General features: G+C 33.9%; 16 protein-coding genes. 2 read left to right on the top strand and 14 right to left on the bottom strand.

Going from position 1 to position 13126, the window contains the following annotated elements:
* Positions 1-2 precede the first annotated feature (2 nt).
* The 10 genes from HOO91_17750 to HOO91_17705 all read right to left on the bottom strand — a co-directional run bounded on the left by HOO91_17750 (position 3) and on the right by HOO91_17705 (position 5840).
* Positions 3-350 (bottom strand): hypothetical protein, encoded by a 348-nt coding sequence (locus HOO91_17750; protein ID NOU19404.1) that lies wholly within the window; start codon positions 348-350, stop codon positions 3-5.
* Between the two features lie 2 nt (positions 351-352).
* A complete protein-coding gene (locus tag HOO91_17745; protein ID NOU19403.1) occupies positions 353-3205 on the bottom strand; it encodes a toprim domain-containing protein in 2853 nt (950 codons plus the stop codon).
* A gap of 117 nt (positions 3206-3322) precedes the next feature.
* Positions 3323-3685, bottom strand: a complete 363-nt coding sequence (locus tag HOO91_17740) for a hypothetical protein (protein ID NOU19402.1) — start codon at positions 3683-3685, stop codon at positions 3323-3325.
* Positions 3654-3875, bottom strand: a complete 222-nt coding sequence (locus HOO91_17735) for a hypothetical protein (protein ID NOU19401.1) — start codon at positions 3873-3875, stop codon at positions 3654-3656. Before HOO91_17735 ends, HOO91_17740 begins: the two co-directional genes overlap by 32 nt.
* Positions 3862-4101 carry a hypothetical protein gene (locus tag HOO91_17730; protein ID NOU19400.1) on the bottom strand — a complete coding sequence of 80 codons (240 nt, stop codon included), beginning with the start codon at positions 4099-4101 and terminating at the stop codon, positions 3862-3864. The genes HOO91_17735 and HOO91_17730 overlap by 14 nt, the downstream gene beginning before the upstream one ends.
* Positions 4094-4339, bottom strand: coding sequence for a hypothetical protein (locus tag HOO91_17725; protein NOU19399.1), 246 nt, complete (start codon positions 4337-4339; stop codon positions 4094-4096). The genes HOO91_17730 and HOO91_17725 overlap by 8 nt, the downstream gene beginning before the upstream one ends.
* On the bottom strand, positions 4339-4893 hold the full coding sequence (locus HOO91_17720; protein NOU19398.1) for a hypothetical protein: 555 nt from the start codon (positions 4891-4893) through the stop codon (positions 4339-4341). Before HOO91_17720 ends, HOO91_17725 begins: the two co-directional genes overlap by 1 nt.
* A gap of 29 nt (positions 4894-4922) precedes the next feature.
* Positions 4923-5249, bottom strand: coding sequence for a hypothetical protein (locus HOO91_17715; protein NOU19397.1), 327 nt, complete (start codon positions 5247-5249; stop codon positions 4923-4925).
* Between the two features lie 18 nt (positions 5250-5267).
* Complete coding sequence (locus HOO91_17710) at positions 5268-5519, bottom strand: hypothetical protein (GenBank protein NOU19396.1); 252 nt, start codon at positions 5517-5519, stop codon at positions 5268-5270.
* A gap of 30 nt (positions 5520-5549) precedes the next feature.
* Complete coding sequence (locus tag HOO91_17705; GenBank protein NOU19395.1) at positions 5550-5840, bottom strand: hypothetical protein; 291 nt, start codon at positions 5838-5840, stop codon at positions 5550-5552.
* 186 nt (positions 5841-6026) lie between these two features.
* On the opposite strand from HOO91_17705, the gene HOO91_17700 reads away from it, so the two are divergent.
* Together HOO91_17700 and HOO91_17695 are read left to right on the top strand one after the other, a co-directional pair.
* A complete protein-coding gene (locus HOO91_17700; GenBank protein ID NOU19394.1) occupies positions 6027-6368 on the top strand; it encodes a helix-turn-helix transcriptional regulator in 342 nt (113 codons plus the stop codon).
* A 3-nt stretch (positions 6369-6371) separates the two neighbouring features.
* Positions 6372-6746, top strand: coding sequence for a hypothetical protein (locus tag HOO91_17695; protein ID NOU19393.1), 375 nt, complete (start codon positions 6372-6374; stop codon positions 6744-6746).
* 1335 nt (positions 6747-8081) lie between these two features.
* Here HOO91_17695 and HOO91_17690 read toward each other — a convergent pair.
* The 4 genes from HOO91_17690 to HOO91_17675 form a co-directional block, all read right to left on the bottom strand.
* Positions 8082-9377: a radical SAM protein gene (locus tag HOO91_17690; protein NOU19392.1), complete on the bottom strand. Its 1296-nt coding sequence runs from the start codon at positions 9375-9377 to the stop codon at positions 8082-8084.
* A gap of 75 nt (positions 9378-9452) precedes the next feature.
* Positions 9453-9626: a bacteriocin gene (locus HOO91_17685; GenBank protein NOU19391.1), complete on the bottom strand. Its 174-nt coding sequence runs from the start codon at positions 9624-9626 to the stop codon at positions 9453-9455.
* Positions 9627-10251: 625 nt separating this feature from the next.
* On the bottom strand, positions 10252-11772 hold the full coding sequence (locus tag HOO91_17680) for a hypothetical protein (GenBank protein NOU19390.1): 1521 nt from the start codon (positions 11770-11772) through the stop codon (positions 10252-10254).
* Positions 11773-11927: 155 nt separating this feature from the next.
* On the bottom strand, positions 11928-12731 hold the full coding sequence (locus tag HOO91_17675; GenBank protein NOU19389.1) for a hypothetical protein: 804 nt from the start codon (positions 12729-12731) through the stop codon (positions 11928-11930).
* Positions 12732-13126: the final 395 nt, after the last annotated feature.

The raw sequence follows: 13126 nt of genomic DNA, 5'->3' as shown, positions 1-13126 counted from the left end.
GGCTAGTTTTGGTTAAATATTTTTGATTTACTACTAATATGGTTGAATGTTAATAGCTTGTTTTCATCATGTTGGTCATCTTTTAGTTTACTAAAAAGATTATTAATTTGCTCTTCACTTACTTCGGGTAATGATGAAATGTTTTCAATGCTTTCTAGTGCCGTATTAAGTTTATCGACAATACTGTTTATCCTAGGCATTAAATCTGAACTTGCATCAACTTGACTTTCAAACTGAAAAATCAATGATGATGCATCAGGATCATCACCTGCTGTTATTTCTAATCCTTTTAGCATCATATATAATATGTCTACCTGATTTTGATTAAGAGTGAATTGGATTGTTTTCATAGTTAGAAAGGAATTTTTTGATTATTAATAACTACTTCATAATCTTTCTTTGGCTGTTCGGGTGTGGTTTTAAAATCATTCGTTCGGTAGTGAAAACAGTAGACATCTTTACCATCCACATGCTTGCGAATATCATTGCGCTGGATTTCCGTTTGCGAACACATTAAATCTTGTGGGTTAAATATGTACCCGCAATATTCAGCGTACAGCTTTAGGCGTTGCTTAAATTTTGTTGCTTTTAAAAATCTTCTATCCTTTTCTGTAAATCTTTCTTTATAATCAGTGAAAGCATTTTCCTTATTAAGGTCGATGTTCAATTTTTCTACAGTAAAATAGTCCCTAGCCCAGTCAATGAACTCATCACCAAGCAACCCCTGTAGGTTTCGTTTCTCTATATCATCCATTGGGGGGTTAACCTTTTCATGAAACTTTAAGTAGAAATTGAGGCACCAGCACATTAGGTTGTAGTACTTGCTCATCTCATCGTTGGTAAAATCTTTGATAAGATTTTTCCCAAACTCTGTGAGCATAGTTCTTTCTTTAGTTCCTGTGCTTCTTTCCTCGGGGTGATAGTAATCGGAAAAGCCTACAAACCACAACCTTCGTTTTAAAGATGGATCCATGTTGCGAACAGGGTGATTGGATGAAATGCCAATCTTCGGAGATTCTTCGTAATCAATTGTATACTTGTTAACAAACTTTGGCTCAACCTCCATTGCCCCGGTAACGGCTGGCATAAAAATATGTAGATCGTGCCTTTCTGCAACATCATCAAAGTAGGCGAATTCTGTATCTCCCTTAATTACCTTGCTGAATAGATGCTTGTCCGTTACCAAATCTGCTTTTTGTCCGCTTTCTTCTACCAATTTGCGAACGTACTTTATTAAAGAAAAGAAAAAACTTTTCCCAGTCCCGCCCCGGTGTGCGCCCAGCATCCCTTGTGATGTTTCCATTGCATAGGTAGCGTAAGCCCTCCCTGCTTCCTTGTACCGATAAAGGCAGTAACCTAATGCGATTACTTTATTAATAAAATGTAGATTATTTTCCTTTATCTCATCAAGAGTAAGGGAAATTCCCTTTTCCTGCTTTTGCCAATGAACGTTGGACGTGTTAATCAGGTAGCGGATTAGCGAATAGCTATTATCTTTAATAATTAATTCAAACCTATCCACATCCCGTACACCGTCAATTTTTGTCCTTATAATTTCTTTTTCTTGTGGCAAATTTGAACGATCTAGGCTTTCAAGCAACTCTCTGTACTCTTGTGTGAATTCAATCGAAAATGGGCTTTCTGACGGTATAAAATGAAAGTCTATTATTTTATCCTTCATTACATACTTACTGGTAGTATTAATAGAGAATTTTTCAATCTTTTGCCCTGTAATTAGGATAGCGCAATTCTTAAAGAAAAGATAATCGAACCCAACGCCGTACGACTTAAAATCGAGCTCAATTCTCTTAAGCTTTGCCAGGGAGGCTAATTTTAGCTGGTTAGTTCGGTGAATTGAGTTAATCAGCTTAATGTTATAGTACTCCAGATGATTTCCTAAATAATCAATCAGGAACTTGTTAATGTGCTCCTGAATCTTCTTTTCAGGGATTTCTTCTACTACATTATCAATTATTCGAATGTAGGAGTACTCGCTTTTAGTTGCCTTGGAATCAATGGTGAAAAAACCACAAGCATTTAAGAAACGATATATATGCTCGTTGCTAATCTCATATTTAAAGTGCTTAATTCCGTTCTTGTCCTCTTCAATAATTACAACCCAGAATTGAAGTGAAAGTGAGGTTTCGACTAGCTTTTTAAAGTAGAAAGCATTATTATAATAAGTGGTATTATGGTAGTACTTAAAGAAATCCCGCACATCCTTACACTGGTTACCCTTCCAATCCTTAAAGCGTTTTAAATCTTCGGGCAGCCAAATAATATGAATATCTAAAAACCTAGTACATATCTCAAGAACCTCCTTAACGCCTGTTTTATCAATGTCTGGCAGCGTATAGATTGTTTTTGCTAGCTTTTTAAGAATTCGATAATCTGAAGCAGTGAAATCTCCTGTTTCTGAATTAAACCAAACAACCCGGTAACCATTCGTATACACCGTTAGCGCATCCGATGGGCCAGTACACATAATAACCTCTTCTAGCTGTTTATCAGAATTCTCATCATCAGTAGATAGGAATTCACCCTTCTTAATCTTATTTAAAAGTTTGGCGGTTCTGTTATCGGAAAAAATATAGTGGTCGGGCTTTTCGCCAACGTACAAAAATCGATACTCCTTTGCAAAAGGTTGGTATATTTTTCCGAATGTACCATAATCGTAGTAGTATATCGGGTACTCATCGGTAGATTTAATCTTATAGCCTTTTTTGGTAATGTAGTAGTCCAAAGCAACTAGGCTAAAATCCTTACAATGCTCCTCCTTGATGCCAACGCCCAAAACCGAAAGTTCAAAGGGTGTAAACCCTTTTTTGGGCTTAACCTGAATTTTATCGTACTCCTTTTTGGTGTTCTCAATTTTTGGTTCTGGGAAGGTGTTATTAAAAATGATAGTGCCGTTACAATAGTTCTCCCAGGCATACTTAAGCGAATTATAATAATCCAAGCCTTTAGCTTCTTGGATTAAAACAATAGCATTCTTAGCCTTAGTATCACCGCCTCCTTTATCCTGAAAAAACCAAAATGTTTTGGTTTTATCCTTAAACACAGAGCAGGAAGCCTTTTTATCATCAGGGCGAATTTTGAAGTTTTTTCTACCATTAAAAGAATCCTTGCTTTGCGGGTAGATATCTTCAATTATTGTCCGTCCACCGTCGGTAATTTTCCAAATTTCATTGATGTCGATTATCATAAAGGCTTACTTTGTTTTGCTTCAATTTCTGTTAGCAATTCATCAAAAAACAGGTCTAGGGCTTCATTGTAGCAATCAGAATCAAGCAATGATTCTACCTTGCTCTTTTCATCGCTGTTATCCATTTCTGAAAAGGTAATTTTCGTTTATGAATTGCTCTATTTCATCCAATTTAAGCTTTGATGAAGCGTATGAGGGGTTATGCTCATTGACCAATACCTCCTTTAATTTATTCATTACCCTAAGAACTTTTGAGCATATAAAAGGGAGGGGTTGGTAGATTAGATTAGAATCGAACTGATTCATCAGGCTAAATGCTTTCTCTGCCTTTGTTTGGCTATATGATATTTTGCTATTACCATGAACCTTCATAGCATGAAAGCAGTAATCGTGAACCATTTTGATAATGGTTGCCTTCTTTTGTCCGTAATCGGTTTTTGGAAGTGGCTCAACCGATTTTCTTCTGGTTGCTGTTTGCATAGCCTTTGATTTGATTGATTATAGATGTTCTGAGCAGCTTAAAGTCATCGATTGACTTAGAATCACTATGAGCATCCTTAACGAAGAATACTGCGATGTTAAGGCTCTCAACGAGTAGATCGACCTCGCTTTGGTACAGGTAGATGATAACGCTATCATCTACCGTTGCGGAGCTATCACGTAGGCTCATCGGGCTGCTCTTTAGGTACAGGAAAATAAAACTCAATGGGTACACCGTACAGCTCAGCGATACGCTCCTGATGCTTGCCTTCGGGTACGCTCCCCCGGCGAAGCCAGGAGTAGAACGTTTTGGGGCTAATCTCGCAAGCCTCGATAACACGCTCACGCATTATCTTCTGAGACCTGCGAGTTTTTAGCTCCTGGTATGTTTCGATAAAAGGTTTCATGCTACTCAATCCTTTCCTTAATTTTTAGTGCTGTTTCTTCGGGTTTTCTGTAACTCTTGATTAAGAAGTCAAAGTCATTAGTATCATCGAGTTTAAAAACTCGTAGTTTTAACTCTATAGCATCCCCTTTAATACTAAAACTTAAAACATTAATAGCTACAATCTCTTTAACTCCAACGCACTCCTTAACAAGGCTTAGCATCTGGCTAAGCCTGTTGAGTATTATTATAAAAGCTCCAATATCCATTATGATCCCATTTTAATAAGTTCATGAACTGAGCACACGTGAAGGGATTCGGCAAAAATTAAGGCGTTAATTTCTGCATCCGATCTAGAATCAAATTGCCCTGGCAAATCAACCTCTTGTGCTTTTTTACAAGTTGGTGTATTGGTTACTAGCTGGCATCTAACACGCCATAAAAATCCATCAAACCAAGCAAAGCAGTATATCCCAAACGCCTCGTAATCGGTTAGGGTTAAGGCGTTGCTTTCCACTTTTTTAGGGGTGTCCGCTTTTTTCTGGTTAACTATTTGGTCTATTATCTCATACTGGCAAGTCTTAAGTTCCTCGATAGAGGCTTCCATTTTGGAATTGGAGACAGTTAAGCTATCAATAAATGTTGTTAGCAATGTTTTAATCGATAGCAGATTGAACGGATTATTTTCGGCCGTAAAGTGTTTGCTTTTAAAGAATAATCTTCGAGCCATTTCGTAACTGTATATAGTTACTACTGATATCATTATTAAAATAATGATTAATAAAAATACGCTAGTTGTGAAAGTAATTGTTAGTGTTTGCATGGTTGTGAAATTTTAAGGGTTAGTAATAATTAAAACCAGCCAAAAATCCATAAATTGGAATTTTCAGTATAAGCTTCGTTTATCGATGAATTTTTAACGTTTGATTTTAATTCGTCGAATTTTTGTTTGAGCTCCTCAGAAGGATTTTCTACAAAAAATACAAGGTTTTCCCAGCCGTTATCTTGTTTTTTGTCAAAGCCATAAACCGTATTCAATTGAGGATTTTCTTTTTCGCTATCACTCCATTCAGCCATATCTTCGGGGAATGAGCCAATTGATAGTTCTGGTAAAACAGTTTTTTTTAACTCATTGAAAACCTTATAGGCTCTTTCAACATTATTAAAACTTAGTGCCATACTCTCAAATTTTAAGGGTTAGTAATTGTAGGTTTTACAAATAGATTCGCCGATGCTTTCTATTTGCGATTCTGCCTCTGAACGGCTATTGAATCTATTATAAATGGGGTTTAGCATAGCGTTACCCCTAATTACCCAATCATCCGTAGTGGGCTTGTTTTTACTTACCAAGCATTCTAATTTCCAACGGTTGGTAATTTTGTAATCGAAAACGATAAACAGGCAAACGCCCCGTTTCTCAAAGTTTCGTAAAACTGCTTCTGTTGTCATAATCTCAAATTTTAAGTTATTAGTAATTAATTATAAAATTTCTCCTTCATTTGAATAGGGTGAATAAAATTTAACTGAAAATCCTCCTTTTTTAGGATATGGCTTATCAGATAGCCTTAATATGAGAATTCTCCCCCTGTAAATAGTTTCCAATAAAAACTTATGTAAACTACTGGTCGCACTGCCAATAGTGGCATCTTTATCATTATAGTTATCTATTAACTTATTGTCCAACGATGTATTACCTAGATAAATAGCCCAATAATTACATAAAAGTGCATTTGGTAGATTCTTTAAAGCGTTTGCCGTAATTACATTCATACTCAAATTTTATTGGTTAGTCATTAAGTGATTTATAGGATTCATTATCTGCATTGGATAAATCATCTATTTTGTATGCAATGTTAACCCACTTATTGCATATTTGCAAATTTTTAACCCATTATTTGCATATTATTTTACACAAATTGCATAATGATTTAATAATTAATTACTTAAAATCACTTTATGAAAAAGATTAATGAACAACTTAAATTTATTAGGGAAGCAAATGGTTTTAGTCAGGAAGATATGGCTGAAAGGATTAATAAGAGTCAATCTGCTTATGCAAGAATTGAATTAGGAAGAACAAAAATCGACTTTGATACTTTGAGCAAGTTCGCGGATGTATTTAAATTATCAGTAATAGATGTAATTACATTTCCTGAAAAGTGGGCACCGATTGGCTCTACAGATAATGATGAAGATAAATCAAGAATAGTTCTTCAGATTGAACTTAAAAAGGAAAAAAAAGACCAGGTTTTAAAATTGGTTTTTGGAGAAAATAACTTAGAAATTTTAAATAAATAAGATATGATAATATTAAGTATAACTGAAGGATCGGCTTTAACAATAATAGCAATAGCAGTTGCAGTAATTGCCATATTAGTAATGATAGGAATAGCAATTCCTATTTACTTTAACTATTCTGAAATTAGAAAAATAAAGGAAGAAAACGAAAAAAATAACAAGGAACTAATTGCGAAATTTAATATTGAAATAATTAAGACTAGGAACGAATCGCTAGGACATTCTAGTTTCATACTTGGAATATTTGCAATGCGAGATAAAAGAATAGAAGACTCAAGAAATCAATTAACTAAGGCATTAGCATATTATAAGCAAACAGGTAATAGCAAAATGATTGATAGTTGTGTAAAGAATTTATTGAAGTTACCAATAAAATGATACAGATTTATACAATTGATACACAGATACACGAACAATAATAGTATAACTAACTGAATAATAGTGCGTAAGATGGGGGTAAAATTTTCTTGTCCTGGGCACAATTAAACAACGAAACCCTTTGTAAACAAAATGTTTGCAAAGGGTTTTGTGTGTTTTTAGGTTAACTAAAATCTACGCTTAATCTCTAAATCTACAACTTTTCTATTCCCCGATCGATGTAAACTTTCTTTCGTATCCTTAGATATGAAAAGAGAATAATCATTTACATACTTTCCTGGACACTCTCCACACTTTTCTGGACACTCTCTCAATATCAATCGACATACGTTCAATGACAGTCGACATGAGTGCAATGACAATTGACATGTGTTCAATGGCAATCGACATGTGTTCAACGACAATCGACATGCGTTCAATGACTATCGACACGTGTTCAACGACAATCGACATGCGTTCAATGACTATCGACATGTGTTCAACGACAATCGACATGCGTGCAATGACAATCGACATAGGTTCAATGACAATCGACATGCGCTGTATTGAATTTTATAGCCGTTCGGAGTTTTTTTATGTTTTATCGGCTTAATATGGCGTGTATGTAGTTCAATTAGAGGGGTGTTCATCCAAATATTGTAGATGGTATTCTATATATGCTTTCTTCGTACTTTTCCCTTGATGGAAAAGTACCAAAAGATCAAGAAGATATGATGCTCCTGCCCACGAGCTTTCTCAGGCTCGCCATATCTTCCGGCCGCCCGCTGACAAAACAATTAGGGTAAAGAGTACCGAGCTCTTTACGAGATTGGAATTCTTTTTTTAATCCCAAAGGGATTGAAGGTGAATAGCCCCGTATGCAATGCGGGGTAATGTATGTGATAAAAAACAACCACGGAGTGGTTGAATGTTATTGGTATTATGAATTCTGCGAAAGCAGGGTTTTTGTTTGTTTGAATATTGTGAAGGTAAAGCCTTCAAGAATAGAAAGGATTGTAGGAATTATTTCTGTACTTTTTTCTTGATAAAAAAGTACCAAAAAATCAAGAACCGAGCGTTTTTTGCGAGTTCGACGAAGTCAACATATGATGGTTATTCGCCTTTGGCTCATGAGGGCTTCGCCGTTCTGCCCACGGGCTTTCTCTGGCTCGCCATATCTTCCGGCCGCCCGCTGACAAAAGAATGATTATAGGTAATGGATTAAGTCAGGTAAAAAGGAGGCAATAGATGGACGGCGGCATAACTTGTCCCGATGTTTTTTATCGGGAGCCAACCGCCCAACCCAATCATTTTTGGTTCTTATAGCCTTCGCTTAACGGAGGTAATAATACTTTTCTATTTCTGAATCTGTTTTTCATAAAATAATTCTAGTAATAAATTTAAATCTTCTGGATTTATAGGGCAAACATTATAATCTTTCCCATACTTCTTATAATCAAATCTATATAACCCACAACCGCCATCGCACACTGGGAATAAAAAGCAATCAATACATTTGGCATCACTGTACTTATCTGTTCCAACTACATACTCTGAAATTAAGGACAAATTTAATTTTGTATCGGCAATATGTCCAATCTCTTTATCCTTTTTACCAAGGTCAACCCAGCACTTATAAAGTTCACCTTTAGGGCCAATTATATATGATTGATTAGTATCGGCAGTACAACCTCCTAATTTTGATGTTGGATATAACTCTACTTCATTTATTCCGTGATTTTTATACAAGTCTACAGAAAATTGCAACTTATTCTTATTCTCCAAACAGGCTACCTGACATTGTCCATGGTTTTGAACGTAGGAAAAATATAAATAGATATTCTTATCAACCCATTTTTCAAGAATCTGCTTACGCAATTCGGGGTACTCTTCTTTATTGCCATCATGAATGTTAACACGCAGATTAATCTTGCATTCTGGGTAAGAATTCAGCAAATGATCAATATTCTTAATAATAGTATCAAAGGTTGGTTTACCCGATTTGTGCTTTCTATTAATGTTGTGTGTTGCCTCTAATCCATCAATAGTAATTTGGACTGAATCTAACCCCACCTCTTTAAAAAATGTGCATTTTTCTTCATCCAATAAGTACCCATTTGTTACTATATGATGTTTGGCTAGGTTGATTTCCTTAGTATTCTTTATTTTCGTGATAAGGCTTTTTATATTATTAAATCTTAGTAATGGTTCACCACCATGCCAGCAGATTTGAACATCCTTTACTTGATGAAATGTTTTAATAAATGATATAATCTGATCTTCTGTTTGTTCTGCCATGTGATAATCGGGCATGTTGTGTTCATAACAGTATGGGCAAGCAAAATTGCAGGTGTAGGTTGGCGCAATAACAAGTCCTAGTGTTCTATAATCATATGATCGTAATCTTTTTAGGTATGTAGTTTGAGTAATGTAATTATTTTCCTCAAATGCAGTGGTTAGGATTTTTGATTGTATAAAACCATCTTTTATTTCATCATCAAGTAATGAAATATTTGATCCGTCTACCTCTATCTTTTTACAAATCTGATAAAGTTCGTCGTTTAACTTTAGAAAGGCGTTTGTTACTGAATTGTATATAAATAAACCATAACGTTCGGATTTGAAAAGGAAATTATACCTAGACCATTTCATAGATTTTAATTGTGTTTGTTAATAAAAAAAGATGAAGCAGTATTACTGCTTCATCCAACCAGAGAATAATGGAATTTATTGAGCGTGTGGTACAAATTTACCTGAAGAGCAAGTTAATTGACCATTATCGCCAATTCTACCAGTAGCACAACTTATATCACCACCTTTAATCTGGTTTAACTCAAACGCTGACATTTCTTTTGCCTCAACGATTGTTTCAAATGATTGTTTTTTACTTTCCTTTTTCATTTTAATAAAATTTAAGTTATTATTGAATTTCGTAAACAAAGTTAATGTTTTAAAAGACAAATCATAATCTGCAACTAATTTTTTTTAAAATATTTTTTTGCTGGATTTAGAGCATTTAACTTTCGTATCCTTTAACTGCAAGAGTAGGTTACAACTTACCTAATTTGCATTGTACGCTATCATCTCCGATGTTATCAACTTCATATTTTACAGGATTGAAAATGAATAGCCCCGCATGCAATGCGGGGTAATGTATGTGATAAAAAACAACCACGGAGTGGTTGAATGTTATTGGTATTATGGATTCTGCGAAAGCAGGGTTTTTTGTTGTTTGAGTATTTGTGCAGGCAAAGCCTAGAAGGATAGATGGACGGCGGCACAACTTGTCCCGATGTTTTTTATCGTGAGCCAACCACCCAACCCAATCATTATTGGTTTTTATAGCTTTCGTTTAACGGCGCAGCCAACCGCCCAACCCAATCATTATTGGTTCTTATAGCCTTCGCTTAACGGGGGGCTTGAGGGATTAATGCAACGACTTGAGAGCAATTACCCCGAATACTACAGGCAGAAGTACAGCAACCAAGTTATAAGCGTTGCTCTGCTACAAAAGCTAATGGAGCTGTTAGGCAAAGTAGTTGTTTGTTTTTTGTTTCAAAATCTCATATTTTTCTTTATTACTACCTTTCATTTCGATACCTTCGCTTGAAATCTTTGAAAAAATATCGGTTTCAATTGATTCTACTGTGTGTAATGTTTTATCCCATTCGTCAGCTTTATTCCCATCAAGTATTAAAAATACTTTATCATAAACAAATTCTTGAATTTCATTACTTACAAGATTCATTGCAATTATGAAATTTTTCACTTTCCAATAGTCAAGGATTAAACCATCTTGATTGTTAATTATGCAACCAAACGCCAAGCCTCCAATAACATACTCTGCATATTTTGTGTTCAGTTTAATTATACTGCCAATCAAATGCTGGCTCTTAAAGTGTCCGTTATTTGCTGATTCTCTTATTAGTCTTCCAAAAGAGAATTGTTTTTGGAAATCTAAACTGTTAATTACTTTAACAGCGTTTTCAGAATATAAATAATCAACCATATTATTTTTTTCTAAATAACTGTGCTTGTTCAATTCATTTACAATTCGCTCATATATTACCTTGTTATTACCATAAAATTCAATAACTGATTCAAATGGTTGATTGCTTAGATATTTATAAAACTTTATTTTGTACTTTTCTTCAAGTATTTCTTTTTCGATAAGTGTTTTAGTTATTAACTTCATAACATTTACGTTATACATATTTTGTTCAACTTCAATGTAAGAAATTAATATTTCTTTAATTCTTTCTGGAATTTTTGACCATATATTGACAGATATAAAACCAATAAAACATTCAAATGGGAAATTTATTGCACGATGTTCTAATCCCCATACAGTATCTTCTAAATCTTTTTCTGCATTTTTAAGAGTTTCAACAATAAACACTCTTAATTTTATTTGTTCAACTCTTTTACTTTCATCATCTTTTATTGTTCCTATTTTATGCAAAAGTGTTTTAAAAAAGAAAGGATATAAATTTTGAGGAGTTCGAAGAACTACTTTTTTTGCATATTCTTCCAATTTTTCTTTTTCTGACGTTATGAAAAATGGCTTACTGACAATATTTTCAGTAATTTCAGATAAGTACGATTTATTAAAGAGTAATTCTTTACCTAAGGAAAGTTTAATAGATTGAAATATGATATGTTTTACATCTTCTATTTCTGGTTGTTTCTTATATGGATGTGCAAAAATACATCTCTGTTCCCACAAGTATTTAAGTGTACTGAAATCAATGCTTTCAACTATTCCACAAAGTTTTGATTCTTCAATTATTATTTTGTCAACAGAATTATTCTGTTCTTCATTTTGTTCAATCTTCTTAATTGCTTCCTCAGCATTTTTATCTCCAAGGCTACTTAGTAGATATATTTTTCTCTTTAATGATTCAATTAAACTAATCCAAGTTATTATATACGAAGAACGAAGAAAATTATTCTCTAAACAGCCTATTGATTCATTGAACAATATCAAGTCATCAACATCTAATATTAGTTTTCTAATTTCCTTTGACCAATCTTGTATCTCGTTCATTTCTTAAACTATTTTGGCTAACGTTTGCTAGTTGGTTGCGTTTGGGAGTTTAAAACCGCTTTCTTATCCCCCGTTAGTAAAGCTACCAAAAAGCGTTAAAACTCCAAATGCGTCATTAGCCCAAATATAATAAATACGCTGTTGGCAACTATCTTTTAATTATTATCTATTTCATTAATATCAAAATATTCATGTAGTTTAACAATTTTATATGCAGCGGGACAATCTTGAATCGTTTGTACTTTTATGTCAACAATATAAGCGGTGTTGAATGGATTTATGTCTCCATGCAGCATGCTTTCTTTTATTTCTTCATTTTCAAATGTAATATTTAATGGTTTCTTATCTAATTCTTCAATAACACCTTTATTTCCAATTTTACTTTTCATGTCATTCCTAGCCTGAAACCATGTCATTAAAACGCTTGTCTTTACATCGTCTAATTGTTCGGGTAGTTTTGATTTCTCAATTTCTTTTTTGAATATATTTTGAAGAGCATTTGTCTCGGTAGAATTAAGATGTAAATGCAATTCAACATTCCCATTAATTGTAGTGCTTAGATTAAATTGAGAGCCAACATCTTTTGCAATTGGGTTAATAATAGTAGCAATTTCTTTAAAATCAGTGGTAGTCAATTCAGGTTTCTCTCCCTCGTTTTTTAAAAAATAGTTTATTGCAGATTTAAAATGTTTAGCAAATTCAATTATTGTGTTTGTATTTTCAATGAATGGAATCATTCCAATTGTTGCAAGTTCAACTAATTCTACAATCACACTTCCGGACTTAATTTCTTTCACGTAGAGTTTTGCCTCTTTGTTTTCTTTGGTGTCAGCATTCTTAGTTACATATGAGTTAAACTGAGTTGCTAAAGAAACAAGTGATTTCGTTAAGTCCAATAATTCAATTGGATTATTATTCTTTAGATTGATTACTAATCTAATGTCTTGTATCTGACTCATTGTAGTAGTATTTTAAGGTTGTTGCCAACTCGTTTATATGTCTAGCAGACCTATACATCCAATGTGAATGTATAGGTCTGGTTTTTGACATCCTTATACAAACTTAATAATTTTAATAAATCATCAAAGATTATCTCAAAACATAATTATAGAACACTCCATTACCTACTCAATAATTCAAATTGAAATAAATTGAATACCAATCTGTGAATTATGCAACATTTTTCAATTGTTATGTAAATCCTATCCCAATAAATATGCTCAATTTTAGCCCCGTTGCTTATTGATAAAACATGAATGCCCGAATTTCAATATTCTTAAATCGGTATAGCTTTAAATCGGTTGCAAGTCCTTAACTTGGCACTTTCAATTCCCTACAAACCACCAACCCACCC

The sequence above is a fragment of the Bacteroidales bacterium genome (assembly GCA_013141385.1).
Lineage (GTDB): Bacteria > Bacteroidota > Bacteroidia > Bacteroidales > Tenuifilaceae > UBA8529.
Note: the sequence above shows the minus strand (reverse complement) of the source record. Positions and strands in the feature narration are given on the sequence as shown.